Source organism: Lactobacillus sp. UBA5813, from assembly GCF_002417895.1.
In the GTDB taxonomy this organism is placed as follows: domain Bacteria; phylum Bacillota; class Bacilli; order Lactobacillales; family Lactobacillaceae; genus Lactobacillus; species Lactobacillus amylolyticus.
In genome coordinates, this window is record NZ_DICZ01000027.1 from 4,261 (window position 1) to 30,859 (window position 26,599).

At 37.5% G+C, this 26,599-nt stretch carries 20 protein-coding genes and 5 pseudogenes; 18 read left to right on the forward strand and 7 right to left on the reverse strand.

Annotation, left to right across the window (positions count from 1 at the left end; all coding sequences use genetic code 11):
* Positions 1–193: 193 nt before the first annotated feature.
* Complete coding sequence (gene brnQ, locus B2008_RS05150; RefSeq protein WP_281828283.1) at positions 194–1,561, reverse strand: branched-chain amino acid transport system II carrier protein; 1,368 nt, start codon at positions 1,559–1,561, stop codon at positions 194–196.
* A gap of 166 nt (positions 1,562–1,727) precedes the next feature.
* A complete protein-coding gene (locus B2008_RS05155) occupies positions 1,728–2,060 on the reverse strand; it encodes a pyridoxamine 5'-phosphate oxidase family protein (RefSeq protein ID WP_281828284.1) in 333 nt (110 codons plus the stop codon).
* Positions 2,061–2,207: 147 nt separating this feature from the next.
* Here B2008_RS05155 and B2008_RS05160 point away from each other — a divergent pair.
* The 5 genes and pseudogenes from B2008_RS05160 to B2008_RS05180 all read left to right on the forward strand — a co-directional run.
* A pseudogene (locus tag B2008_RS05160) lies at positions 2,208–2,348 on the forward strand (peptide ABC transporter substrate-binding protein); the annotation flags it as partial.
* A gap of 221 nt (positions 2,349–2,569) precedes the next feature.
* Positions 2,570–2,752: a hypothetical protein gene (locus B2008_RS05165; protein WP_281828285.1), complete on the forward strand. Its 183-nt coding sequence runs from the start codon at positions 2,570–2,572 to the stop codon at positions 2,750–2,752.
* Between the two features lie 251 nt (positions 2,753–3,003).
* A complete protein-coding gene (locus tag B2008_RS05170) occupies positions 3,004–4,545 on the forward strand; it encodes an exopolyphosphatase (RefSeq protein WP_281828287.1) in 1,542 nt (513 codons plus the stop codon).
* Positions 4,542–6,731, forward strand: a complete 2,190-nt coding sequence (locus tag B2008_RS05175; RefSeq protein WP_281828288.1) for an RNA degradosome polyphosphate kinase — start codon at positions 4,542–4,544, stop codon at positions 6,729–6,731. Before B2008_RS05170 ends, B2008_RS05175 begins: the two co-directional genes overlap by 4 nt.
* Positions 6,732–6,810: 79 nt before the next feature.
* Positions 6,811–7,743 carry a Ppx/GppA family phosphatase gene (locus B2008_RS05180; RefSeq protein ID WP_281828289.1) on the forward strand — a complete coding sequence of 311 codons (933 nt, stop codon included), beginning with the start codon at positions 6,811–6,813 and terminating at the stop codon, positions 7,741–7,743.
* Positions 7,744–7,833: 90 nt separating this feature from the next.
* Here B2008_RS05180 and B2008_RS05185 read toward each other — a convergent pair whose 3' ends face one another.
* Positions 7,834–8,175, reverse strand: coding sequence for a TetR/AcrR family transcriptional regulator C-terminal domain-containing protein (locus tag B2008_RS05185; protein WP_281828290.1), 342 nt, complete (start codon positions 8,173–8,175; stop codon positions 7,834–7,836).
* 781 nt (positions 8,176–8,956) lie between these two features.
* Here B2008_RS05185 and B2008_RS05190 point away from each other — a divergent pair.
* Together B2008_RS05190 and B2008_RS05195 are read left to right on the forward strand one after the other, a co-directional pair.
* Entirely contained in the window at positions 8,957–10,318 is a 1,362-nt protein-coding gene (locus B2008_RS05190; RefSeq protein ID WP_281828291.1) for a DHA2 family efflux MFS transporter permease subunit, read from the forward strand.
* A gap of 105 nt (positions 10,319–10,423) precedes the next feature.
* Positions 10,424–11,199: pseudogene (locus B2008_RS05195) on the forward strand (alpha-hydroxy-acid oxidizing protein).
* Between the two features lie 80 nt (positions 11,200–11,279).
* Here B2008_RS05195 and B2008_RS05200 read toward each other — a convergent pair.
* Positions 11,280–11,803: pseudogene (locus B2008_RS05200) on the reverse strand (alpha-amylase family glycosyl hydrolase); the annotation flags it as partial.
* 495 nt (positions 11,804–12,298) lie between these two features.
* A complete protein-coding gene (gene xerS, locus B2008_RS05205) occupies positions 12,299–13,393 on the reverse strand; it encodes a tyrosine recombinase XerS (RefSeq protein ID WP_281828292.1) in 1,095 nt (364 codons plus the stop codon).
* 255 nt (positions 13,394–13,648) lie between these two features.
* Between xerS and B2008_RS08340 the strand changes: the two are divergent.
* Positions 13,649–13,888: pseudogene (locus B2008_RS08340) on the forward strand (SLAP domain-containing protein); the annotation flags it as partial.
* A 351-nt stretch (positions 13,889–14,239) separates the two neighbouring features.
* On the opposite strand, the gene B2008_RS05215 reads toward B2008_RS08340, so the two are convergent.
* The gene (locus tag B2008_RS05215; RefSeq protein ID WP_281828295.1) at positions 14,240–15,106 is read right to left on the reverse strand and encodes a MucBP domain-containing protein; all 867 of its coding nucleotides are present in this window, start codon (positions 15,104–15,106) and stop codon (positions 14,240–14,242) included.
* An 86-nt stretch (positions 15,107–15,192) separates the two neighbouring features.
* On the opposite strand from B2008_RS05215, the pseudogene B2008_RS05220 reads away from it, so the two are divergent.
* A pseudogene (locus tag B2008_RS05220) lies at positions 15,193–15,387 on the forward strand (IS3 family transposase); the annotation flags it as partial.
* Between the two features lie 31 nt (positions 15,388–15,418).
* On the opposite strand, the gene B2008_RS05225 reads toward B2008_RS05220, so the two are convergent.
* Positions 15,419–16,081 carry a MurR/RpiR family transcriptional regulator gene (locus B2008_RS05225; protein ID WP_281828297.1) on the reverse strand — a complete coding sequence of 221 codons (663 nt, stop codon included), beginning with the start codon at positions 16,079–16,081 and terminating at the stop codon, positions 15,419–15,421.
* Positions 16,082–16,331: 250 nt separating this feature from the next.
* Here B2008_RS05225 and purB point away from each other — a divergent pair, with 250 nt between their 5' ends.
* From purB to purF, 9 genes are all read left to right on the forward strand, one after another.
* Positions 16,332–17,627 (forward strand): adenylosuccinate lyase, encoded by a 1,296-nt coding sequence (gene purB, locus B2008_RS05230; RefSeq protein WP_281828299.1) that lies wholly within the window; start codon positions 16,332–16,334, stop codon positions 17,625–17,627.
* Between the two features lie 178 nt (positions 17,628–17,805).
* Positions 17,806–19,467, forward strand: coding sequence for a formate--tetrahydrofolate ligase (locus B2008_RS05235; protein WP_281828301.1), 1,662 nt, complete (start codon positions 17,806–17,808; stop codon positions 19,465–19,467).
* Between the two features lie 9 nt (positions 19,468–19,476).
* Positions 19,477–19,962 carry a 5-(carboxyamino)imidazole ribonucleotide mutase gene (gene purE / locus B2008_RS05240; RefSeq protein ID WP_281828303.1) on the forward strand — a complete coding sequence of 162 codons (486 nt, stop codon included), beginning with the start codon at positions 19,477–19,479 and terminating at the stop codon, positions 19,960–19,962.
* Positions 19,928–21,103 (forward strand): 5-(carboxyamino)imidazole ribonucleotide synthase, encoded by a 1,176-nt coding sequence (gene purK / locus B2008_RS05245; RefSeq protein WP_281828305.1) that lies wholly within the window; start codon positions 19,928–19,930, stop codon positions 21,101–21,103. Before purE ends, purK begins: the two co-directional genes overlap by 35 nt.
* Positions 21,104–21,307: 204 nt before the next feature.
* Complete coding sequence (gene purC, locus B2008_RS05250) at positions 21,308–22,024, forward strand: phosphoribosylaminoimidazolesuccinocarboxamide synthase (protein ID WP_281828307.1); 717 nt, start codon at positions 21,308–21,310, stop codon at positions 22,022–22,024.
* Positions 22,025–22,279, forward strand: a complete 255-nt coding sequence (gene purS / locus B2008_RS05255) for a phosphoribosylformylglycinamidine synthase subunit PurS (RefSeq protein WP_281828309.1) — start codon at positions 22,025–22,027, stop codon at positions 22,277–22,279.
* Positions 22,276–22,947: a phosphoribosylformylglycinamidine synthase subunit PurQ gene (gene purQ, locus B2008_RS05260; protein WP_281828310.1), complete on the forward strand. Its 672-nt coding sequence runs from the start codon at positions 22,276–22,278 to the stop codon at positions 22,945–22,947. Before purS ends, purQ begins: the two co-directional genes overlap by 4 nt.
* Positions 22,944–25,172: a phosphoribosylformylglycinamidine synthase subunit PurL gene (gene purL / locus B2008_RS05265; RefSeq protein WP_281828311.1), complete on the forward strand. Its 2,229-nt coding sequence runs from the start codon at positions 22,944–22,946 to the stop codon at positions 25,170–25,172. Before purQ ends, purL begins: the two co-directional genes overlap by 4 nt.
* Positions 25,148–26,599 carry an amidophosphoribosyltransferase gene (gene purF, locus B2008_RS05270; RefSeq protein ID WP_281828312.1) on the forward strand — a complete coding sequence of 484 codons (1,452 nt, stop codon included), beginning with the start codon at positions 25,148–25,150 and terminating at the stop codon, positions 26,597–26,599. The genes purL and purF overlap by 25 nt, the downstream gene beginning before the upstream one ends.

The window sequence follows — 26,599 nt, forward strand, 5'->3', positions numbered from 1 at the left end:
AAATGTGAATTAACTGCGAAAAAGAGCGTTAAAGCTGGGACAACGATGATGACGCCGCTTGCCCCGATTAAACTGGTTATCGTTCCTGTAACTAATCCAACAGCGATTGCTCCAATAATGATCCAAATAGACATAGAAACCTCCCTTAATGATATAAGCTTACTATGAAAGCCTATTTAAGGGAGGGGATTTTCTACTCTTCAATTGTTGCGTAAAAGAACTTCCGCTTAGTGAAGTGAATGCAGAGTGCAATGATAAAACCACCAATTGCAAAGCAAAGCCAGCCGAAGCCTAAATTAAAGAATGGGAAGGATTTCTGAGCAAAAGAAATCATCCCTTGTGCCAGCTGAGTATTGCGTAAAACATCTGGCAGGGCATTGATCATGTCGAAAGTTGCGGGAATAAAAGTCAACACTGTTGTAATTCGGTAGACTACCGGATCATTTTTAAAAAGCGGAGATAAAATTCCCATAATAATCAATGAAATAGCCAAAGGATAAAGCAGCATCAGGACAGGTTTTGACCAACTGATTATGTTGTTTAATCCTAGATTGGTAAAACCAAAAGATATTAAACAATTGACTGCTAAGAAAGTCTTGTATGAGATTTTTGGAAAATGCTTATGAAAATCCTGAGCAAAGGCCACAATCAATCCCATCGCTGTGGTTAAACAAGTGATTGTCGTTAAAGTAGCCAGCAAGGCATTACCAGCAGGTCCTAAATAATAATGAACAATCTGTGCTAGCGTGGTGCCGCCATTGTCTGCCAGTTTAAAATGATGCAGGCTACTTGCTCCTAACCAAATTAAGCAGATATAAATCATTGCAATTCCCAACACACCGATTGCACCACTTTTGGCTGCAGCAATAGAAACGTCCTTTTCACGTTTGATTCCAAGGCTGCGGACAGAGGTGATAATCGTGATGCCAAAAGTAATGGCACCTAGTCCATCCATCGTGTTGTAGCCTTGCAAGAAGCCATTCGCAAAAGAATTTCCTTGATATGCGGTGGTTGCTGCAGCAGATTGTGCAGAACCTAACGGTTTCATAAAAGCAAGCAGGAAAATGCCAAAGAGAAGAAGAAGAAAGATGGGATTTAAGAACTTGCCAATGAGGTCTGTGATTTTTCCTTCTTTTATTGAGAAGAAAAAGACGATAGCAAAGAAGATAGCGGAATAAATCAGTAGTCCGATACCGTGCATGCTTTTAGGCAAATTAGGAGCAATGCCAATGGAAAAAGGCACGGTTGCCGTTCTAGGTGTAGCGAAAAATGGCCCTAGCGTGGCGTGCACTAATATCAGAAAGAGCAGGGCATAGCCGGCACCAATTGGCTTAGCCAGCTCATAAACGCCACTGGTTTTAGTAATACTGATTGCCAAAAAGGCCATTAATGGCAAAAGCGCACTTGAAACTAAGAAGCCACTACTCGCAGAAAGCCAGTTGCTTCCAGCTAATTGCCCTAAGTGAATGGGGAAGATTAAGTTCCCGGCACCAAAAATGACGCCAAAAATCATGGATGCGATCAGTAAAGTTTTTTGCAAAGATAATTTAGAATTTAACATAAATTCACCCTTCTGTTAGAGTTCACTATAAAAAAAGCGCCCCTAAGCAGATTGCTTAAAGGACGCCATTCGCGTACATGAAAGAAATCAGATACGTTGTTATAGTGTTTATTTCTTTTTTTAGAAGATTACAGGAAATAATTAAAACTGTCAACTTATATTTTAATTATTCGTCAATTTCTTCAATTGAAATAACAACTGGGTACCAACCGTTGTCATCTTTTTCTCCGACTTCAGCTGTACCGATGATTCTAACATTGGTGTGACTTGGCTTATCAGCTACTACAACGGCAACTTTTGAACCATTCTTAATGTTTTCAAAAGCGTGTTGTTGAGTCTTCTCTAAATATTCAAGGTGAGTTTCATCCTTCACCTTCATTGATTGCTTAGGACCTACTTGAGGCATACCGTCCTTGCTGACAGTAGCTAAGAAAGCTAAGTGAGTTGCAAAAAATTCTTGTTGTTCCTTGCTTAATTTGGTTGAATCTAATTTTTTCATAGATGTTCTCCTCTCTTGTTTTTGATAATTACTTTATGATTATATTCTAACTTATAATAAGTGAAATTGCACTGATTTTGTTTCAAGTTAAAATAAATTTAAAAAATATGTTGACAAAAGATTAAACGGAAATTAAAAAGAGATTCAACTGATGAAGACGCTATGCAGTTTGGTAACGAAACTTTGTTTGATACTGATAGTCATTACAAGATCAATAACAAGGGTGACGCTACTTTTAAATTAAATAAAAAGGCTAAAACCATTACGATCACTTTGAAAAAGATGGTTCTTTAACAACATTAGAAGTTATACGTAAATATATTTTTGGTCGTGATGGTCAAATCTATCACTACTCTCGTTCAAAACAAGGCAACCATACAGCTTCGGCTAGAAGAATTGCTAAACTTATAGCGAAAGTTGTTGGACGAAAAGCAGGAGATACTGATCGTAAACGAGCAGGTATCGCCGCCTACTATGTTGCTTGTTTTGCAGGCCTTGATCGCTATTCGATGAAACATCCATACTACAACAAAGCTTATGGTGTCTTTATTAATGGTTGTTGTTCATGTGCTGGTACTACTGATGCAACTCAAATGGTTCTGCATTACATGGGCATGAATGGCAAACATGTACACCGTAATCAGTTTCGTCATCAATGGGTATCCGTTACTTTGGATGGCAAGAAAGGCTGAGCTGATGGTCAAGTAGGTGCTGCAGGTTATGGTGCTTGGGGAGATCATTCATATAATCCAGGCTGGAATTAATAAATTTTATCTGATGGAGACAGGAGATCATGTGATCGCCTGTTTTTGTTTTATTCAAAAATAATGAACAGATTTCAGCTATGAGTATATTTTTATTAAAACCCTTCTCTTTTAGAATCATAAGCAACAAATGAGGGTACAATATGGGTAGGAAGAGCACTATCAAGCAGGTGAGGAAAATGAAAAAAAGCTTATTTGGCATCATTTATATGTCTTCATACAAAATCCAGTTAAATATTGTTGATTTAAAAGATTTTTCAGTTGTCGAAAAACTAGATTCACCGTCGTTTATTCAAGCCAGCAGCAAAGCTCAGGTTTTCGAACAAGATATGACCAAAATCTGTACTGCCCTTGATGGTTTCAAACAAAAATTGGCCGAATATAAAATCGATGATTTCAAATTTTATGGCAACAAACAACTAATCAATGATTCTTCAGCCAGCTTTATTACTGATCAGATCAAAGCCCGGACCGGTTTCGAAATCGAATGGCTGAGCAGTAGTCAAATTGTCTATGACAAGGTCTTAAGCGGTATTAAAAGCTTGCAGGATATGCAAGACATGCAGCTTAAACAAACGCCAACCTATTTACTCAGTTTGGGAAGCGCAATGATCAGTCTTTCCTTATTTGAAAACAATAAGTTTATTTCTACTTGGAGCTTGCCGTTGGGTCCAAGAGAAATTCATCAAATCAATGAAATTACGAATGAGACGCCGAATAATCCCATCGATGTGATGAGCGATTACTTAGGTGCCAAAATTGATCACCTTGCTCGTCAAATCAAGGCTAATTCCAATGCCGCTTTGGTTATTCAGCATGCTGACGCCTTAAACAATAACTATTTGCATGAAAACGATTCTGCAATGAGAATCAGCCGGGATGATTTCAACAGTTTTTATGAAAAAACAATTACGATGCCGCAGGATATTTTGATTCAAAGTTATCATCTTGAGCCTGCAGTTGCGGAACATACGCTGCCTAACTTGGTTTCTGTTAAAAAATTCGTAAAACTACTAAATCCTACAGAACTTTATATTACGGATATGTCTGTGATTACAGGATTGTTGATGAAGGAAAAATACCAAAAGCAGTATCTCAAGGATGAAAACGGCAATGATATTATCATGACTTACGCACAGCACATGGCTGAACGCTATTTAGTCGATCAAAAGCATTCTGAAGCCGTTAAAAAATTTGCACTGCATCTTTATGATCGGCTGCGTCATGTTCATTTGTTGCCGGAAAAAGACCGTAAATTGTTGGCAATTGCAGCTCAAATCGATGATATTGGCAGTTTTGTCAACCAGGTAAGACGATATGAGCAGTCCGCGGAGATCATTGAGGCTAATAATATTATTGGTCTTTCCGACCAGGACAATGAAATAGTCAGTGAGATTTGTTGCTACCAAACAGTCAAAGAGGATCAGACTTCACCATTTATCGGAGGCCATCACTACCGTCATCTTGATCCGCAGATTCAGCTGGAGGTAGCCAAACTATCGGCAATCTTGCGCCTTGCTACGGCACTAGATGCTTCACATAAGCAAAAAATCAAGAAAATCGTGATTTCTCTTAAAAAGGATAAGCAGCTGATAGTTCGGGCTAAAACCAATGCTGACATAACTCTTGAGCGCTGGTCTTTTAACAAACGAGCTCAATTATTTCAGGACGTGTTTGGCATTAAGGTTAGTTTAAAGCAAGAAGGTATGAATAGACGATGAGCAAAGAATTTTTAGCTAATGAAGAAGAAAAAACAAAACCATATCGTAAGGCTGAATATTTTACCAATCGTGAATTAAGCTGGATGGACTTTAATGATCGAGTCCTTGAAGAAGCCCGGTCAAAAGATAATCCCTTGCTTGAACGGATTAATTTTTTAGTTATCACTCAAAGCAACGTAGATGAATTTTTCATGGTGCGGGTTGCTTCCTTACATAAATTAATTGCTGCTGGTATTAAAACGACTGATGCTTCAGGGATGACGCCTTTAAAGCAACTCAAAGCAATTAACAAAAAGGAACAGCTCACCGTTAAAAAACGCTATTCGACTTACTTGCGCTCGCTTTTGCCACTTCTAGAAAAAAACAATATCTATATTAAAGACGTTGCTGATTTGAATGAGCAGCAGTATGAATTTATTCGGCGCTATTTTGATGATGAATTGTATCCTGTATTGACTCCCATGGCAGATGACGCTAACCGGCCATTTCCATTTATTGCCAACGATTCATTGAACATCGCGGTATGTCTTAAGGATGAAGAAAAAAACGAACATGATTATGCTACGGTAAGGGTGCCAAATATTTTTAAACGTTTGGTAAAACTGCCAGATTCGGATAATAGCTTTATTTTGCTGGAAAATATTATTAAGGAATTTATTGGCAAGCTTTTTGACGGCTATGAGGTTAAGGAGTCAGCTTGCTTTAGAGCCACAAGAGATATGGATTTGGATGTTGCCGAACGAGATACCTCCGATTTTTTGCTCAGCGTACAGAAGCAACTGAAAGATCGTGAACATGGCAAGGTTGTTCGCTTGGAAATCGAAAAGGGCATGAGTGAAAAACTGCGTCGCCGCTTGTTTAAGAAATTAGATGTTGACAAAGAAGAAGTTTATGAGATTTCAGGTCCAATTGATTTGACCTTTTTGAAAAAGCTGTATGGTGCTGTCAAGGACCATGATGAATTACGCTATAAGCCATTTAAAGCCTATGTTGACCCAGCCTTGGATTTAAGCAGCGATATTTTTGCCAACATTCGCAAGCAGGATTATTTGGTGCAGCATCCATATGATTCTTTTGATGCGGTTCTAAACTTTATCAAAAAAGCAGCACATGATGACAAAGTTTTAGCGATTAAAATGACCTTGTATCGGGTGTCTGGCAATTCACCAATTATTAAATATTTAGGCGAGGCTGCACAAGCTGGTAAACAGGTCACGGTTTTGGTTGAAGTTAAAGCGCGTTTTGATGAGCAGAACAATGTGCACTGGGCAATAACCTTGGAGCAGATGGGCTGCCACGTTATTTATGGTCTAAAAGGCTTAAAGACTCATACCAAAATCACTTTGGTTATTCGCAGGGATGAGGATGGCATTCGGCGTTACTTGCACCTGGGAACTGGTAATTATAATGATGTTACGGCGCATTTTTACACTGATATGGGTCTGTTTACCTGTCAGCGTGAATTAGGCATCGATGCCACCAATTTGTTCAATATGCTTTCTGGGTATTCACGTCCGCCTTACTTTAGACAGTTGCGGATTTCACCGGAACACATTCGCGAGTTTATTAACCAAAAGATCGATCGTGAGATAGAAATTGCAAAGGCAGGTCGACATGCAGAGATTCATATGAAAATGAATTCGCTGTCTGATCCTGAAATAATTGCCAAATTGTATGAAGCTTCCCATGCTGGCGTGATTATTCATTTGATTGTTAGAGGCATTTGCTGTTTAAGAACTGATCTTCCAGGAATCAGTGACAATATCGAAGTGCACTCAATCGTTGGCCGTTTGCTTGAACACAGTCGAATTTACTATTTCTATAATGATGGTAATGACGAAATTTTCCTTTCAAGCGCGGATATGATGAAACGCAATTTGAATAGAAGAGTCGAGACTTTATTCCCAATTTTGCAGCCAGATTTGAAAGCAAGAGCCATCGCAATTTATGACAAGATGTGGCAAGACAATGTCAAGGCCAGAGTCTTGCATGATCAGAGCTATTCAATGATTGATCTTCGCGGTAAAGAAGCTGTCAACTCACAAGAGTACTTTATTAATGAAGCAGTGGAGAAAAATCGGGTTTTAAAAGAAAAGCGCAAGGAAATGGCAAGAAAGCCAGAAGCCTTCAAGGTAATGCGCAAGGAAGACAATGGATTAACATTAGGCGATCAAAAAGATGCATAGTAAAAACTTCAAAATTGTTTGCTAATCAGCCATTTTGTGGCAAGATAAACAAAAAGGATGAAACAAAGGGGATGAAGAGATGACTAATTTAGTTGTCATTGACCTGGGTTCAAATTCTGTTCGGATGCAAATTTCAGAAATTGATGATTACGGCAGTTACACCGTCAAAGGTTATTATCGAGAATACGTCCGTCTTTCGGAAAATATGGGTAAGGAAAAGACGCTTAAACCAGACCCGATGAAACGGACTGTTAGGGCTTTGAATAGTTTTAAAGAAAAATATGAAAATTTGGATCATCTTGTAGTTAAGGCCGTGGCAACCGCCGCAGTAAGGCAGGCCAAGAATCAAAAAGAGTTCTTGGACATGGTCGAAAAAGAAGTTGGCATTAAACTTAATGTCATTTCTGGAGAGACTGAAGCCTATCTTGATTATCTCGGAGTGGTCAATACTTTGCCGGTTAGAAACTGCATCATGATGGACACTGGTGGTGCATCAACAGAATTGGTTTGGGTGCAAAACGGTCAGTGTTGTGAACGAGTCAGCATCCCTATTGGCGCGGTTCTGCTATCGCAAACATACAATTTAACAGACAAGATTTCTGCAACCGACCTTTACCAGGCAATGAATGCTGCGGGAAAAATGATGTCGACAGTTCGCTGGCTTTGCAATGTTCATAATTTGCCGCTTATTGCTTTAGGCGGCAGCAATCGAACGATCGCTAAAATTCATCGTCGCGAATTGAGCAATGAAATTGATGAAGTTCCTGATATTCATGGGATGCATTTGCCACCGCAGTATATTTTCGATTTATTTGATCGCTTGGTTGCGATGAGTCGGGAAGAAAGAATGCAAATTCCTGGTTTGGCCAAGAATCGGGCAGATGTAATTGTTGGAGGGCTGATTCCGATAAGTTTGGCTTTGCGCAATTTGCAAGTTAGTGAAGTTGTCTTTTCAAATCATGGTTTGCGTGATGGACTTCTTTATGAATATTTGCAGGATGAGAAGAAATAATATGTAAGAAAAATGGCTGAGTTTTGGACTCAGTCATTTTTTAATTGTCTTGTTCTCGTTTTAAAAGCATAAGCAGTTCCACTGGTGACTTTATTTGAATCTCACCAAGAATATGCCTAACTTGATGAGGCGAGAGGCGGCGTCAGATTTAAGCCAAGTAATAATTGTTTTAACAACGATACCAGCATAAATATTGATAATAAAAGTAGCAGGAATTTCAGCTTTCTTTTCAATGTCTAAATAACCATTTTTAAAAAGAAAATTCAGTCGCCTTTTAGTTTCAAGAGTGGAAATTTCACGTATTTTTGTTATAAATTTCATGTTCCCATTTGGCGATAAAAGTACTGTAATTATTTCTTTTATTGAAACGCAATAATCAACTAAATTTTTAAATTCTTTTTCAGCTAATGCAATATTGGATTCATCAGTCAAAGCCTCATGAACAGCCGTAACTTCCTGAAAATCTTTTTCAATTCATATAATCTTGGTGTCCTAATTAAAGCAGTAGAGAAGGATAGAGAAGCTATAGCCTAAGAGGTTAATTTATGTCAATTCATATAACTAATTAAGAACCGTAAAGGTTCTTTTTTTGTATTTTTTGCGTATGATGTTTAAAAAGTACAAACACTGAGTACTTGTGTCCTTTTAGATGATAATTAGTCCTCAGGATATGCAAATTTGCAAAAATTAATATTAAATTTAATACTAATTTCATATAATATCCTTGTAAATAAATATTTGTAAAACTTATAAAGAAATACTTTTTACATATAGCATGCAAAAAGTATATTGATGCGTTAGAAGTTAAATAAATATAACAATTATGGATGTAAATAGGTCAATTTTAAGTATTTAGTAAATAAATATTTTGATGTGATTAGAATTAAGAACTGTAGGAATTAAGCAAGAAGGCGATGCGATGAGAAAATAAGTTTCTGTTAAACTCACTCAAATAGGACAATTCAATATTAGGTCCGAACATTTTTCAATCTTACAAAAACCGAAATAACATTCTTAAACTTTAGATCCTTTAATAAGGAATATGGTTTATCCTATATTTTCTAATAATGACTTTACACTCTATATCGTATTATCGTTTTTGAATAAGGTTAATAAGCACTAAGATATTCTCTACTATCTTAGTGCTTTTCTTTCTATTTTGTGGCAAGATAAATATAAAGAATGATGAAAATAGTAAATATGAGAAGAAATAATGTCACGCAAAAATAGTTTTGTCTTAACTATCATGATTATTGGTACTTTCTTTGGTGTCATGTGTTCAACAATGACCAACCTAGCTCTGCCGGTTTTCATGAAAGATTTTGGAATTACCTCAAGTCAGGCGCAGTGGGTAAGCAATGGATATTTGCTAGTGAATGCCATTATGATTCCTGTTAGTGCCTATTTGATTAAAAAATATTCCTACAAGTGGCTGTTTATCAGTTTCACTTGCCTTTTTGGCATTGGGACAATTTTTGGTGCTTTTGCCAATAGCTTTGCCTTTTTAGTAGTTGGCCGGATGATCCAAGCGATGGGAACAGGAATCATGATGCCGTTAGTAAATGTGATGGCAATGCTTTATGCTAAAAAAGGCGAGCAAGGCAAAATAATGGGTCTGGTCGGTCTTGCCTTTAATTTTTCACCGATCATCGGTCCTTCCGTGGCTGGCTTAATATTAGACAATTTGAGCTGGCACTATCTGTTTATTTTGATTTTGCCATTCACTTTGTTAACCCTGATCTTATCTGTTTTTCTTATGCCTAATGTTGCCAAAAAGGAACGGCTGCAATTTAATTATTTGGGCTTGATTACTTGTTCACTAGGCTTGTGGTTTTTGCTGGACAGTTTTTCAAATTTTGGGACAAGCAAACTGCTTAGCTTTAGAGTTTTAGGATCATTTATTATTGGATTCGTTTTTTTGATAATCTTTGTCAAAAGTCAATGGTCGAGCCAGCATCCTTTCGTTAATCTTAAAGTGTTTAAAAACAAGCAGTTTAAGATTGCAACGATTGTCAACTGTTTGCTTGTTTCGACAATGTATGGCAATACGATTTTGATACCGCTGCTGGTTCAAGATGTTATGCATCAGAGTGCATTTGTTACAGGTTTAGTCATTTTGCCTGGTGCCATTTCAACTGGAATACTGTCTCCAATTTCTGGAAAATTGTTTGATAAGTATCCCGTGCGCTATATGGTAACCTATGGTTTAATCGTTGATTTATTTGGCACGGCGATGCAGGCTTTCGTAGGAGTTCATACGAATGTAGTCTTTGCGGCTTTTTGGCAATGGATGCGGCAGTTCGGCATTGTTATGCTGCTGATTCCTCTGCAAACGCAAGCCTTAGCTGTTACGAAGAGAAATTTGCTGCCGGATGCGGTAGCCATGTACAACACGACGAGAATGGTAGCTGCCAGTTTTGGGATGGCCTTTGTTGTAGCAATGGTCAATTTGGCAGATCAATACTTCCATGTTGGAATTTCCGCCCAAGGCATTCAAGTAGGATTTATGTCTTGTTTTGCTATTTTAATTGTTGCTTTGATTTTTGCTCAGTTTTTGCGGACTAAAAAGATATAAGAAAAGAGGAATTTCATGAGTTAGAAAAATGATGCTGTAACCGGTGCGTCTTTAACCGAAAAACAAAATGAAGAGGTGAAAAGCCCATGGCCAGGTCCTAAAGGCATGATTCCCGTCACTGATGGTAAAGCTGACGATGCAAACGTGCATAATCGTGCATATCTGAACAGCATTTTAGTAGAAATGCGTTTGATCGATTCAATTCAACCAGAATTGACAACGGAATTTTTTGGAAAAGAATTCGCTTCACCAATCACTCTGGCGGCTGTCTCTCATCTGAACAAAGTTTTGCCTGATAAAAACGCAAGCCAATGCAAGAAAAAGCAAAAGCAGCTAAAGATCTGCATGTTTTAAACTAGATCGGGATGGAAAGCGATCAAGAATACGGTGAAATCGTTGAAGCAGGAGAAATTTCAGAAAACATTCGAATCATCAGGCCGTTTGCAGATCACGATCGTATTTTAAAAGAAATCAAGTTTGCTGAGGAGCATGATGCTTTGGCGGTCGGAATTGATATCGACCACGTTCCAGGCAGCAATGGCAAATATGACGTGGTTGATGGCATTCCGCTTGGACCGATTACTGAAGAAGATTTAAAGCAATACGCTGCTTCAACCGAGTTGCCTTTTATTGCTAAAGGCGTGCTTTCAGTGAAGGGTGCAATGAAAGCAGCTGATGCGGGCTGTGATGCTTACAAGGCTTTGGCAATTGGTGCTGATGGCGTTTTGATTGGACGCGGAATCTTGCCAGAATTGCTAAAGGATGGTACGCAAGGCGTTGAAAACAAAGTAAAGCAGATTAATGAACAATTATCACAGTTGATGCTTTACACTGGCATCAAGGATACTAATTCATTTGATCCAACAGTTTTGCATTTTTAATAGAAGAAAAAGGCAAGGAATTTTATGTTCCTTGCCTTTTATTATTTATTCAATGCTTGCTTAAGGTCAGCAATTAAATAGTCTGGATTTTGCCAATTCAGATCAGGCTGCTGATCCGCAAAGAAGTGCAGGTAATATTGACCAATTGCTTCGTCAAATTTCAAAGCAGAACCAGAAAAGGCTGATTTTAAATCATTTGGCTCGTGTCCATCTACGGGATCGCGCCAGATATAGTAATCACGATATGGATTATTTTTGCTCTTGCGTGCTTCAATGAACCATTTATGTTGATCTGAAGTATGGTTAACTACTAAATCCATAACGATCTTAATGTGATGTTCTTTAGCCTTTGCCAGCAATTCATCCATATCAGCCATTGTGCCATATTGTGGATCAATGGCTTCGTAATCAGAGATATCATAACCGTTATCTACTTGCGGTGATTGATAAACAGGGGAAAGCCAAATGGCATCGATTCCTAATTTCTCCAGGTAATCTAAACGTGAAGTAATTCCCTTTAAATCACCAATTACATCACCATTGCTGTCTTGAAAAGACTTAGGGTAGACTTGATAAACAACTGCTTTTTCCACCATGGTGTCATTTTAATTCCTCCAAAAATAATTTTTAATAAGTTTATTATCCTTATAATGTAAGCGGTTTACAAGGTGGAAATGATTGTTAGCGATATCAAAAAAGGATTCAAAGCGGTTGATACTCTGAATCCTTATGCAATGGCAAAACTATTTTTGAGAAGAATTTAACCAATCGATTGCAGATAATCATTTGAACTATTAATTATTTTCGAATTGCAGTTCCCACCAGCTAAACTAGCAGATAAAAGAAATCCATAAATAAATAATAATTGGATATTTTTTATTAAGGTCGCACCTGATCCGACGGATATACCGTACAATCTCAGAAAGCCTATTAATAAAAAATGACTGAATATTACGATCGATTAATTAATGAGAATTGTAACCAAGCAGATTTCTGGCGGATTTACCGTCTAGAAGAGGAGCAATTGACAATTTATTTCAATCCCTATTGTAACATACAAAAGATATTATTTGCATAGTTAAAAGAGAGTTTATTATCATTAATCCGTTTTGTTTAATTCTTTTCTTTGCTTATCGACTTGTGATTGCTGAATGTATTGGTCGGTTGCAGAAATTCCTGTATGTCCAAGCTGTGAAGCGACAACCATGACATCTTTGCTTTCATCATATAGTTCAGTTCCAAGAGAGTGCCGCAGTTTGTGAGGAGTTGTTCTGTTGCCATCAGGAAAAGCTTCAGAATATTTGCCAACGAAACGTTCAACGGTGTTGGTTGCAATTCTTTTAGCCTGTCCAGCATATTTGGTAAGGAATAATGCCTGTTCATTTTTAGCAGGTTGATATCTTTTTTCTCGAATATCCAGATAGGATTTGATGTATGGCATTGCCCAATCAGCAATTAGCGGTGCATCTTTTTTATTGCCTTTTCGAATAACAAGAATACTGCGATCTCGTAAATTCAGGTCTTTCAAATTTAAACGGGCCAATTCTGAAACACGAATTCCTGAACCAAGCAGCATGGCAATAACGGCCAAATCTCTTTCTTTGTTAAATAGGAAAGAAGAGCGTGCTCTGCTGCTCAAGGTGTGTTCATATTGATTGGAAATGAAGTCAAGCCATTCATGCTTTTTTTCACCCATATAAAGCATCGGTGAAAATTTTGCATTCCGGTAAGAGATAGATTCTTTAGATCCTTTGACCAAAGGAACTTTAAGCATAACGTTTCTGTAAAAATAGGGCTCACCATTATTTAAGTCAGCTGTAACAGTGAGGTAATGGAAGAGGGAACGAAGAGCATTAATTGTTCGATTGATCGTCTTTTTACTATCACGAGTAGACTGCTTATTTTGTCTGAAACTGAGCTCCTTTAAAAACATTTGAATTTGAGCGGCTTGCAAGTGCCCGAGTGTAGAAAGTTCAATATCCTTGTTGCTTTTTGCATTGCTGATTGTACCTTGATCAGGATGTTCAATGTCTGCTGGCGTTTCCCTTAACCAGTCAAAAAACCTTCTGAATTCAGTCAAATATTGATAGACAGTAGTAACAGCTAGGTTAGGCTGCTGGGTATAGTAAAAAACATAAGTAGGTAAGTCCTGTAATTCCTTGTCTATCAAACGAGCGTATTGTTTTGAATCCATTTCTTTTCGTCTCCGAATTTGTATGATACATATGATATTATAACGAACATATGGTCGATTGTAAAGCGATGATGGCACATAAAAGTTGTTACTAAATCAAAATAACCTTAACTTTCTTTTAAAAAAGAAAGTTAGAAAAAAAGCAAACACATAAGAAAGCGGTTTACATTTAAGATGATATAATGATGATGAATTTATTTTTATATAGAGGTAAAAAGCAATGAAGTTGAAAAAATTACAGTTTGTTCTGTAGCTTTGGCTTTAGCCGTTACACCAGTAATTGCTAATGTTAATGGCTTTCAATCTGCCACCGAAACAAAGGTTAAGGCTACAACGTCACAACAAGGAAAAGTAAAGTTAATCAATCACGTTGCATACGATTGCTCTACTGTTTCTATTCCGGTTTATAACCGTAATGGCAAACAACTTACTAATTATAAAAAATTGAAGGCTGGATCAAGCATTAAGTACTATGGCAAGCCAGTTATTCTTCAAGGAACAAAATATACTGTTGAAAATCCATTTACGCCAGTAACTATTAAAGGTACGAATTATGTTAACTTAGGTGACAAGGTTAAGATGGGCTTTGATGTTAACAAGGCTCACTTCTTTGATAAAGATACTACAAAAGCTATTGTTAAATAAATCCTACTTTTTCTCCCTCTATATAAATAAAACATTATAAAAAATAGCTCACTATTGCTAAGGCAATAATGAGCTATTTGTACTTTAAAATACATCACTGATATTGAAATTATTCTTAAATGCTGAAATACCAGTTTATTTTTAATTAAACTCTTTATCTTAAAATATCTTTGTTATTCTTATCGTTTAGGGCTTTAGAAGTCAAAGGAGCGGTTTTGATATTGCTATTAACAAAGAGTTAGCCGGAACTACCTGGATTTGTTCAGGATCAGCTTTAGCAGGCTTTTCAGCCACTCCATTATTAGCAATTAAAGTATCTAAATCTGTAACTGAATCATCAAAATTGTTGTCTCCATCTTGATAAACAAAGGCAAATTCAAGATCTTGAATCCCCACGACACCAGAACGTTTCTGATTTTCTAATACATGTTTGCCTGGAATATCAATTGCTTCAATAGAGTAAGGCTCTTGATATGCAGTCTTGATAACTCTCTTAGGAGCTAGGGTGTCACCGGAAATAGAAATATAGCTAATGGTGATCGTGTGCTGTTCAGGAGTGTATTCAATCTTGATCGGATCATTTTCTTTGGTAAATTTAACATCCATTATAGGGTTTGCGGTTGTGTAGCCTTCAACTTGAGGAACTTCAAACTTGCCGGTTTCATTGAATTTACCTGATACCTGGCGGTTAAGTTTCAAGTCATTGCCTTTATCATCGACACCTATAAGGTTAAGCAAGATTTCGTCCGGCTCAACAGAAATAATATAAGTTGTATTGCTTGTTAAATCAAAGCTGCCAAGTGAATTTTTAGGCAAGTGATAGCCATCAGGGATGTTATCAAGCTGAATGGTATCGCCATAGTTACCTGTTTGATCTTCAATCGTGCCAACTTGATTGCCGTTTAAATCATTAAAGATAATCTTGTAGTTGATCTTCTCAACCGTGTATTCAACTTCAAAGTTTTGTTCGTGTGTATCAAATTTAACTTCGATCTTGTCGTTAGATGGCCTATAGCCAACTACTTGAGGAACAGAGTAAGTAGTTTTCTCTCCTGTATGTCCCTGCAAATCAAAAGTAGGGTAGGCGAATTGACTTGTATCAAGCTCATTTTACCGATATGATTCCAACTCATTATGCTAAAGACTTAGTTGTCGATGGGCTGATGGAGAACTTCTTTGGCCTTCTTAAAACAGAAATGTTCTACGGTCAAGAATACAAATATCACAGCTTAAAACAGCTCAAGGAAGCAATTGAGAAATACATTAAATACTATAACGAAGAAAGGATAAAGAGCAGACTAAAAGGACTGACTCCGGAACAATTCCGGAATCAATCCTTGGTTGCATAATATCAATAAAGTGTCCAATTTTGCTGGGTCACTACACTTTATGCTTTTTTTCTTCATCAGGAATGATTAATAGATAGTCGCTATTTTTAGAAAGTAAACTGTTTCTGTCTGCGGTAATTACAATTATTTGTCCATCACTATTTTGTAAATTGCGCATCACGTGGGCGTAATCTTTATTACTGGTTCCGTATGTGACAATCAAAGCAATATCATTTTTTCTTAAGTGTTGACTATTGCTATCGGCTTCATCATTTTCTGATGCAAAAATTGGATAGATATTGAGCTTGTTGACTTTATTAATGAAACTTCGAGCGGTTAAGCCAGAGTCACCGATACCAAAAATAAAGATTCGACTGGCAAAGAAGATTTTTTTAGCGATTCGTTCAACTTTCTCCATATCAAGAGATGAATAAAGAAGCTTCAAATCATTATTATATAAGTCTGTCATCGACTTAGCTATTTCATTTAAGTTGTAAGCTGGGGTAAATGGAAAGGTAAAATTAACATCATTATTAATATATTTTTGATTTTCACGTTCTTTAATCAATTTAATCTTTAACTCGGGAAAACCTGAGCAATTAACTTTATGGCATAAACGAATGATCGAAGCATTTGAAGTATGCGTCTTTTTAGCTAAATTGTTGATGGTAAGATTATCAATTTCATCTAGATTATTTTCTAAATAATCAATCACAATTTGTTCAGTATTAGAATCTAATCAGATGGTAGTTTTCTAAGGCAAGATTCTGATAACTTGGCGTCTTTTATCATGCGTGTTTTAAATGAATATTATCTGTTTTAGGTATTATTGTAATTAATAAAGTAGAAAATAGTGAACAATTATAAAGCACATGAGCCACAAAGTTAAGAAAATAATTGATTAGCGATTGTTAATTTGATAAGCTTTACTTGTCAGAAAATTATTAATGATAGCTGGAGGAAAAATGATAGATCGCTACACACGTCCTAAAATGGCAAAAATATGGTCTTTAAACAATCAATATCAAAGCTGGTTAGAAGTAGAAATCGCTGTCGATGAAGCTTGGTCAGAATTGGGCAAAATTCCTAAAGAAGATGTAGAAAAAATTCGTCAAAATGCTAAATTTGACATTGACGAAATTGCGAAAATTGAAAGTACAACCCATCACGACATTATTGCCTTTACCCGTTGCGTCTCTGAAAGCCTAGGTGATGAAAAGAAATGGGTTCATTATGGTCTAACTTCCACAGATGTTGTTGATACGGCGCAAGGTCTTCGTCTAAAGCAAGCAAATAAAATCCTGCTGGAAGATATTGATAAATTTATTAAAATCATTGCGGATAAGGCACGTAAATATAAATACACCGTAACTATAGGCCGGACTCACGGCGTTCACGCCGAGCCCACTACTTTTGGCTTGAAAATGGCTCGTTGGTATTCGGAAATGAAGCGCAACAGGAAACGTTTTATTGAAGCTGCCGAAGGAGTCGAAGCAGGCAAAATCTCAGGTGCCGTTGGTACTTTTGCGGAAGTTGATCCTATTATTGAAGAAAAAGTCTGCGATAAATTAGGACTAAGACCCCAAGAAATTTCGAGTCAAGTTTTACCTCGCGATTTACATGCCGAATATATTTCAACTTTGGCGCTGATGGCGACCAGTCTTGAAGAATTTGCAACAGAAATTCGAAGCCTGCAAAGAACAGAAATTCATGAAGTGGAGGAACACTTTGCTAAAGGACAAAAAGGCTCTTCAGCTATGCCTCATAAGCACAATCCAATTGGCTCTGAAAATATTTGCGGTCTAGCTCGTGTATGCCGCGGACATGTTGTAACGGCTCTTGAAGATATTCCACTGTGGCATGAAAGGGATATTTCTCATTCAAGCGCGGAAAGAATTATTTTGCCAGATACCACAATTTTGTTAGATTATATGCTGCACAGATTTAGCAAAATTATGAAAAATCTGGATGTTTTTCCAGACCGCATGCTTAAAAATATGAATCAAACTCACGGTCTGATATATTCAGGCAGAGTTTTGCTTAAGTTAGTTGAAAGCGGAATGAGCAGGGAGAATGCATATGATACAATCCAACCTTTAACGGCTAAATGCTGGGCAGAACATGTTCCGTTTAGACCACTTCTTGAGGCAAATCCGACTATTCAAAAGCAGCTTACGAAAAAAGATCTAGATGATGCCTTTGACTATCACTGGCATTTACGGAATGTTGACACTATTTTCCATCGTGTGGGTTTAGACTAAAAATTTACAGCGCCGAGAGCTTTACTCTTGCTGCTTTTTATATGCAAAATATCAATAAAGTTCGTGAATGTATTTCTTTACAAACAACATATGGATGATGTATCGTAATTGTATCAATTAAATGAGAACAATATTGATGATAATAGCTAATATTGTACGTATTGTGAAAGGAAAACTAATGCTTACTGACATCGAAATTGCTGATGCTGCTAAAATGCAACCTATTACTGAAATAGCCAAAAAGATAGGCTTATCTGCTGATGATATTGAGCAATATGGTCACTATAAGGCCAAAATTAATTTACCTGTTCAGAAAATTGAAGGTAAGAAACACAAGCTGATTTTAGTGACGGGAATTAACCCAACTTCTGCCGGTGAAGGAAAATCGACTGTTTTAGTTGGACTAGGAGATGCATTAAATCAACTAGGACATCAAACTACGATTGCAATGCGTGAACCATCAATGGGACCAGTTTTTGGCATTAAAGGTGGCGCAACAGGCGGTGGTTACAGTCAAGTTGTCCCAATGGAAGATATTAATCTTCATTTTACAGGTGATATGCATGCTTTAACTTCTGCTAACAATACCTTGGCTGCTTTAATTGATAACTATATCATGCGCGACAATGCTTTAGGATTAGATCCGCGTAGAATTATTTGGAAACGGGTTGAGGATGTAAACGATCGTGCTTTAAGAAATGTTGTTACTGGTCTTGGCGGCCTCATGCAAGGCGTTCCTAGAGAAACAGGCTTTGATATCACAGCCGCTTCTGAAATGATGGCGATTCTCTGCTTGGCAGAAAATTTGCATGACCTAAAAAAGCGCATTGGTCGAATCGTAGTTGGCTACACATACGATAAAGTTCCTGCTACTGTTGACCAATTAGGCTTTACGGGTGCGATCACGCTTTTATTAAAGGATGCTATTAAACCAAATTTAGTGCAGACTTTAGATCATACGCCAGCCATTATTCATGGCGGACCTTTTGCTAATATTGCTCATGGCTGTAATTCAGTCTTAGCTACTCAAATCGCTTTGAATACTTCTGACTATACAGTAACTGAATGTGGCTTTGGTGCAGATCTTGGAGCTGAAAAATTCTTAGATATTAAACGTCCGATTTTGGGCAAAACTCCAAATACTGTTGTCATTGTTGCAACTTGCCGCGCTCTTAAACTCAATGGTGGCGTTGATAAAAATGACTTAACTAAGGAAAATATTTCAGCCTTGAAAAAGGGGATGGCTAATTTACGTAGACACATTAAAAACATGCAAAGATATAATTTGCCAATTGTTGTGGCTATTAATCACTTTGTTAGCGATACTGAAGCCGAAATCAAGACTATCCAAGAAGCCTGTGAAGAATTAAATGTCCAGGCCGTTAAAGTTGACGCTTGGGAAAAAGGCGGAGAAGGTACTCAAGAATTAGCTAGGGCAGTTGTTAAACTTGCCGACCAAGAATTTGATTTTCATGAATTATATCAAAATAGCGATTCAATTGAAGATAAACTAACAGCTATTGCTACAAAAATTTATGGTGCTAAACGAGTAGTTTTATCCAAAAAAGCAAAGAAACAAATCAAAACTTTTAATAAGCAAGGATGGGACAACTTGCCGATCTGTATTGCCAAAACACAATATTCATTTACAGATGATCAAGCAAAACTAGGTGCGCCAACTGATTTTGACTTTCATATTCGCAGCTTAGTGCCAAAATTAGGTGCAGGATTTATCGTTGCCTTATCAGGTACGATGATGACAATGCCAGGTTTAGCAAGGCATCCAGCAGCCGAAAAAATGGATATTGATGATAATGGTCAGATTACAGGATTATTTTAAGAGGCAGTCATGACAGAAATAAGCGTAATTATGGGTAGTAAATCTGATTGGCCAACCATGAAGCATGCTTGTCAGATTTTAGATCAATTTGGAATTGATTATGATAAACATGTCATTTCAGCACATAGAATGCCGAATGAAATGCTTGATTTTGCTAAAGCAGCTGAAAAACGCGGCACTAAAGTGATTATTGCAGGTGCCGGGATGGCGGCTCATTTGCCAGGTATGACAGCGGCTAATACAGTTATTCCAGTAATTGGCGTGCCTGGACAAACCAAGGCGTTAGGCGGCATGGATTCTCTTTTATCAATTGTGCAAATGCCAACAGGAATCCCTGTAGCTACAACGGCAATTGGAAATGCTGGCGCAAGTAATGCTGCCTTGCTAGCATTAGAAATTTTAGGAATTAGCAACGAAAAAATAAGACAACAACTTAAGAATTATCGACAAAAGATGCATGATGAAGCAAAAGAAAGCAGTGCAGAACTTGACTGATCCAGATTTTATTGAGCAAGGAAAAACAATTGGTATTATTGGCGGCGGTCAATTAGGTCAAATGATGGCCTTATCAGCTAAGTATGGTGGTATGAAAGTAATTACTTTAGATCCAACGCCTAACTGTCCCTGCGGTCAAGTTGCCGACAAGCAAATTGTTGCTGAATATTCAGATGTTAAGGCGATTGAAGAGCTGGCAAAAGAAAGCGATGTTTTAACCTATGAATTCGAAAATGTCGATCTTAAAGCACTAAAAGATGTTGCAGACAAAGTAAAAATTCCTCAAGGAACGCAATTGCTGTATATTACTAAGCATCGATTACGTGAGAAAAACTTTTTGCGCAGTGCCGGCTGTATGACCGCACCTTATTTACCTGTTAAAAATATGGCTGACTTGAAAGAAGCTATTAAGCAGATTGGCTATAATTGCGTGCTTAAAACTTGCGAGGGCGGCTATGATGGTCATGGTCAAGAGGTATTGAAGAGCGATGCTGATCTTAAGAACAATCAACATGTTGAACAAATTTTAGCAACTGGTGATTGCATCCTTGAAGGATGGGTACCATTTAAAGTTGAAGCATCTGTAATGGTGGCAAGGAATACTAAGGGTGAAGTAACAGTCTTTCCAGTTAGTGAAAACTATAACGCAGACGAAATTTTGCATATAAGTATTGTTCCCGCACGGGTGTCAAAAGAAATATTGGACAAAGCACAAGCAATTGCTAAACGCATTGCAGAGGCAATTCATTTGCGTGGCATTTTAGGCGTAGAGTTGTTTATTCTAAAAAATGGGGATATTTATGTAAATGAATTAGCGCCGCGTCCTCATAATTCAGGTCACTATTCGATTGAAGCATGCAATTTTAGTCAATTTGATATTCATGACCGTGCTATTTGCAATTGGCCATTGCCTAAAATTAAACTGCTATCAAAAGTGGTCATGGTTAATGTTTTAGGACAACATGTTGCTGGCGTCAGAAAGACAATTCCTGAGAAGAGCAACTGGCATTTTCATTATTATGGCAAAGCCGAAATCCGTCATAACCGTAAAATGGGTCACGTGACGATTCTCACTGATAATATTGAAAAGACCTTGCAGGAAATCAATGAGACCCACATTTGGAAGACAAAAGTTAATTAATTTATTATGTATAAGAGCCTTTGATAAGGCTCTTATTTTTTACTTAGTTTTAGTAAAATACGAACAATATAAAAGACCCACCTTAAAAATATTCACATTTATATATTGACATATAAACAATCTGCTGATAGTATTATTGCCATAAGGATGAACAAATAATAGAGTGTTCATTTATAATGTTCGTATTTTAAAAAGGAGAAGAAAATGGCAAAGTTGTTATATACCGGTAAAGTTAAGCAAATGTGGTCAACGGATGATCCAGAAATCTTGCGTGTGGTTTATACAGACCAAGCAACAGCCGGTAACGGTGAAAAGAAAGACGACTTTAAGAATAAGGCTTATTTGAACAATGAAATTTCAACTTTGGTCTTTGAATATTTAGCACAAAATGGCGTTCCCACTCATTTTATTAAGAAAATTTCAGACACCGAAGAACTAGTTAAAAAATGCAAAATGTTTCCTCTTGAAGTTGTTACAAGAAATATAGCAGCTGGCCATTTTTCAAGTCGCTATGGCCTAGGCGAGGGGATGAAATTTGATACCCCAGTTGAAGAATTGTTCTTTAAGAGCGATGAACTTGATGATCCGATTATGAACGAATCTGATGCAATTGCATTACATATTGCCAATGCAGAAGAACAAAAGAAAATTTGGGAATTATCACGGCAAGTCAATCAACTTTTGATCCCTCTTTTTGATAAGGCAGGCATGGAGTTAGTAGACTTCAAACTTGAATTTGGTAAAGATGCCGATGGCAATATTATCCTCGCAGATGAATTTTCACCTGATAATTGCCGCCTTTGGGATAAGAAAACAAAGAAGCATATGGATAAAGATGTCTATCGTAGAGACATTGGTGATTTAACTACTGTTTATGAACAAGATTTAGCTCGTATTCAACAAGCACTTAAGGAGATTTAAATGACCACTGTTCGTATTTACGTAACCTACAAGCCTTCCGTTTTTGATCCACAAGGAGCCGCAATTACTGATTCAGTTAATTCTCTTGGTCATAACGAAGTTAAGAAAATTGTCGTTGGTAAGTTTTTTGATGTCACTGTAGACGAAGATGACTTGGATAAAGTTAAGGCTGATGTGAAAGATATCGCCGAAGCTCTTTTAGTCAACTTCAATATGGAAACTTACAAGATTAAAGTTTTGGAGGAAAATGCATGAAAATTGCAGTAATTGTTTTTCCAGGCTCTAATTGCGACATAGATATGTATGAAGCATTTCACACGGTTTGCAAGGCAGAAGTTGAATATGTTTCCTATAAGGAAAAAAGCTTAGCCGGCTTTGATGCAGCTATTTTACCAGGCGGCTTTTCTTACGGAGACTATTTAAGAACCGGTGCAATCGCTCGTTTTTCCAATATTATTCCAGCTGTTGGAAAAATGGCAGAAGAAGGGAAGCTAGTTTTAGGTGTTTGCAATGGCTTTCAAATATTAACAGAAATGGGGTTATTGCCAGGAGCACTTAAAAAGAACAATAATCTTCAATTTATTTGTAAAACTGTGGCTCTAGAAGTTGATAACACTAACACACCATTCACTACAGAGTATTCAGAAAAGCAAATAATTCATATTCCAATTGCTCACGGTGAAGGAAGTTATTATGCAGATGAAGATATTCTTGAAGAATTGGAAAGCAATCATCAAGTTGTCTTTAGATATCATGGTGAAAATCCAAACGGAAGTCTTCATGATATTGCTGGTATCTGTAACAAGGAAGGTAACGTATTAGGCATGATGCCTCACCCTGAAAGAGCAATTGAAAAAATCCTTGGCGGAACAGACGGTCTACCTTTATTTAAATCTCTTTTGAAAGCAGGAGTTCAAGCATGAAACAAGCGATGACGCCAGAAGAAATTAAAGAAAAAAAGCCTTACCTTGATTGGAGTTTATCAGAGCATGAATATAACTATATTTGTGATCATTTGCTTCATCGCTTGCCTAACTACACTGAAATTGGTTTGTTTTCAGCAATGTGGAGTGAACACTGTTCTTACAAGAAATCTAAGCCAGTATTAAAGCTCTTTCCTACAAAAGGAAAACGGGTTGTTCAAGGCCCGGGTGAGGGTGCCGGCGTAGTAGATATTGATGATGGACAGGCAGTTGTTTTTAAAGCAGAAAGCCACAATCATCCAACTACAGTTGAGCCTTATCAAGGAGCAGCAACAGGTGTTGGCGGAATTTTACGAGACGTTTTTAGTATGGGTGCTCGTCCTGTAGCAATTCTCGATTCTCTTCATTTTGGCGAATTAAAAGACAACCCCACAATGTGCTACAAGATGGAAGAAACCATTAAAGGTGTTGGCGATTACGGAAACTGCATGGGAATTCCTAACTTAGGCGGAGAAACCACTTTTGATCCTTGTTATAACGGCAATATTTTATTGAATGCCATGAATGTGGGAATCATGGATATTAAAGATATGGAACATGGTGACGCAACTGGACTTGGCAATGCGGTGATGTATGTTGGTGCTAAAACCGGTCGTGATGGAATACATGGTGCCACTTTTGCTTCAGCTGATTTTTCGAAAGAACATGCGACACAACGTTCTGCGGTTCAGGTCGGTGATCCATTTATGGAAAAGCTTCTGATGGAGGCTTGCTTAGAATTAATTTTGAATCATCGTGAATGGCTCGTCGGTATCCAAGATATGGGTGCGGCCGGAATTGTTTCTTCAAGTGCGGAAATGGCAACTGAAGGTAAGGCCGGCATGGATCTTAATCTTGACTTGGTTCCTCAACGTGAACCTAATATGTCTGCCTATGAGATTATGCTTAGCGAGTCTCAAGAAAGAATGCTTCTTTGTGTTAAGAAGGGTCATGAAGCAGACGTTAAGAAAATTTTTGATGAGTACAATCTTGATGCTGTGACTATCGGTCGCATTACTGATGATGGCAGATATGTCCTTCACCATGATGGTCAAACAGTATGTGATATTCCTGTTGTAACTTTAACTGAAGAAGTTCTTGAAGAAGAGAGCAAAGAAAAAAAGCCACAAAGAATAATCGATGCGGAAAAACAAGAAGACTGGAAGCCGAATATTACCGATGCTGGCCAGACTTTAAGAAAGCTGTTAAATCAACCAACCGTCGCCAATGATCAGTTTGTAACTCAGCAATATGATTCACAAGTTAGAACGGATACGATTGTTGGTCCCGGCTCTGACGCAGGAGTTTTACGTATCCGTCATACTAAAAAAGCAATTGCAATGACGACTGATACCAATGGTCGATTTGTCTACCTTGATCCTAAAGTTGGTGGTCAAAGAACCGTGCTTGAAAGTGCGACAAATATTGTTGCTAGTGGTGGTTTGCCATTGGCAATTACTGATTGTCTAAATTATGGTGATCCTAATGATCCCGAGATTTTCTGGGAATTACATCAATCTTGTCAAGGAATCGCCGATGCATGTGAAATCCTAGAGACACCTGTTGTTTCAGGAAATGTTTCTCTTTATAACGAAAATGATGGCAAGGCTATTTATCCTTCACCAATGATTGGCATGGTCGGTTTGATCAAAAATTATGATCATGTTGTTCCAATGCACATGCAGGCGACTGGCGACAAGATTTATCTTGTTGGTAAAACAGATGCTGATTTTGCAGGTTCAGAATTACAAAAGATGATTGAAGGCAAAATCAGTGGTTTGCCACATGCTCCGAATTTATTAGAAATTAAAGAATATCTCTACAAATTACAAAAGCTGATGACTGTTGGCTTATTAAAAAGTGCTCATGACTTAAGTGAAGGTGGATTAGGTGTTGCTCTTGCTGAAAGTTTATTTGATACAGACTTTGGGGCTGAAGTAAATCTTGCTTTTGATAAAAATCTTCTGTTTAGCGAAACTCCGGGAAGATTGCTTGTTTCTGTTGATCCCGAAAATGCTGAAAGGTTTGAACAAGAAATGGGCAAAGCAGTTACTGAAATTGGTCAAGTGACAAATGATAAACAGTTAAATATTTCATTGTCGAACGATCAAGTAAATGAAAAAATTGCTGAATTACAGAAAATTTGGAAGGAGTGCATTCCTTGTTTAATGAAATCAAAAGCCTAAATGAGGAATGTGGTGTATTTGGTGTATTCGGTGCTCCAGATGCCAGTCAATTAACATATTTAGGTTTACATAATTTACAACATCGCGGTCAAGAAGGTGCCGGAATTGTTTCAAGCGATGGAGAACATTTATACCAACACCGCGATCGTGGCCTCTTATCCGATGCTTTTGCTGATCCAAATGATTTGAAAAAACTAATTGGTGATAGCGCAATTGGACACGTTAGATACAGTACGACCGGGCGTAATTCCATTCAAAATGTGCAGCCGTTTCTCTTTCATTTTCTAGATGGAGATGTGGCTTTGGCACATAACGGTAATTTAGTTAATGCCGTAACTTTAAGAAATAAATTAGAAAAGCAGGGCGCAATCTTTCAATCTTCATCTGATACGGAAATTTTAATTCATTTGATTCGTAATCATATTAAAGATGGTTTTATTTCAGCTTTAAAACAAAGTTTAAATGAAGTCCATGGAGGTTTTGCCTTCTTGCTTTTACTAAAAGACCGCATGATTGCAGCTTTAGATCCTAATGGAATTCGTCCTCTGTGTATTGGCAAGTTAGACAATGGTGCATACGTTATCTCTAGTGAAACATGTGCATTAGATATCATTGGCGCTAAATTTGTTCGTGACGTTCAGCCTGGCGAACTAATTATTGTCGACAAAGATGGCTTGAAAATCGATCACTTCACTAAAAAAACTCATTTAGCGATTTGTTCAATGGAGTATATTTATTTTGCTCGTCCTGATTCCATCATCCATGGCGTAACCGTTCATAATGCCAGAAAAAGAATGGGTCGCCTGTTAGCTCGTGAAGCTCCAGCCAATGCTGATATGGTGATTGGAGTCCCTAATTCATCCTTATCTGCGGCTTCAGGCTATGCTGAAGAATTAGGTTTGCCTTATGAAATGGGTCTAGTTAAAAACCAATATGTTGCTAGGACATTTATTCAGCCAACTCAGGCACTGCGTGAAAGAAGCGTTAAGTTAAAGCTTTCGGCTGTGCGGGGCGTCGTTGCAGGTAAAAAAATTGCTGTGATTGACGATTCGATCGTTAGAGGCACGACTTCTAAGCAAATTGTAAAAATGCTTAAAGAAGCCGGTGCTAAAGAAGTGCATTTAAGAATTGCTAGTCCGCCCTTTAGATTTCCTTGTTTTTACGGAATTGATATTTCAACACGAGCTGAATTAATGGCTGCCCATTATTCAGTTGAAGAAATGCGAAAAATCATTGGTGCTGATAGTCTTAATTTTTTAAGCGTCGACAGCTTAATTAAGGCAATTGATGTACCAGATAGAGGAAAATCATCAGGACTGACGGTTGCATATTTCAATGGAAATTATCCAACTGAATTAGATGATTATGAAGCAGGATATTTAGCATCCCTTAATGCTCAAGAACGGCGACAAAGAAAGGAATTATAA

Excerpts from the sequence above, each read along its gene's own strand:
- brnQ (WP_281828283.1), bottom strand. The coding sequence starts at position 1,561 with ATGTTAAATTCTAAATTATCTTTGCAAAAAACTTTACTGATCGCATCC.
- B2008_RS05155 (WP_281828284.1), bottom strand. The coding sequence starts at position 2,060 with ATGAAAAAATTAGATTCAACCAAATTAAGCAAGGAACAACAAGAATTT.
- B2008_RS05165 (WP_281828285.1), top strand. The coding sequence starts at position 2,570 with ATGAAACATCCATACTACAACAAAGCTTATGGTGTCTTTATTAATGGT.
- B2008_RS05170 (WP_281828287.1), top strand. The coding sequence starts at position 3,004 with ATGAAAAAAAGCTTATTTGGCATCATTTATATGTCTTCATACAAAATC.
- B2008_RS05175 (WP_281828288.1), top strand. The coding sequence starts at position 4,542 with ATGAGCAAAGAATTTTTAGCTAATGAAGAAGAAAAAACAAAACCATAT.
- B2008_RS05180 (WP_281828289.1), top strand. The coding sequence starts at position 6,811 with ATGACTAATTTAGTTGTCATTGACCTGGGTTCAAATTCTGTTCGGATG.
- B2008_RS05190 (WP_281828291.1), top strand. The coding sequence starts at position 8,957 with ATGTCACGCAAAAATAGTTTTGTCTTAACTATCATGATTATTGGTACT.
- xerS (WP_281828292.1), bottom strand. The coding sequence starts at position 13,393 with ATGGATTCAAAACAATACGCTCGTTTGATAGACAAGGAATTACAGGAC.
- purB (WP_281828299.1), top strand. The coding sequence starts at position 16,332 with ATGATAGATCGCTACACACGTCCTAAAATGGCAAAAATATGGTCTTTA.
- B2008_RS05235 (WP_281828301.1), top strand. The coding sequence starts at position 17,806 with ATGCTTACTGACATCGAAATTGCTGATGCTGCTAAAATGCAACCTATT.
- purE (WP_281828303.1), top strand. The coding sequence starts at position 19,477 with ATGACAGAAATAAGCGTAATTATGGGTAGTAAATCTGATTGGCCAACC.
- purK (WP_281828305.1), top strand. The coding sequence starts at position 19,928 with ATGAAGCAAAAGAAAGCAGTGCAGAACTTGACTGATCCAGATTTTATT.
- purC (WP_281828307.1), top strand. The coding sequence starts at position 21,308 with ATGGCAAAGTTGTTATATACCGGTAAAGTTAAGCAAATGTGGTCAACG.
- purS (WP_281828309.1), top strand. The coding sequence starts at position 22,025 with ATGACCACTGTTCGTATTTACGTAACCTACAAGCCTTCCGTTTTTGAT.
- purQ (WP_281828310.1), top strand. The coding sequence starts at position 22,276 with ATGAAAATTGCAGTAATTGTTTTTCCAGGCTCTAATTGCGACATAGAT.
- purL (WP_281828311.1), top strand. The coding sequence starts at position 22,944 with ATGAAACAAGCGATGACGCCAGAAGAAATTAAAGAAAAAAAGCCTTAC.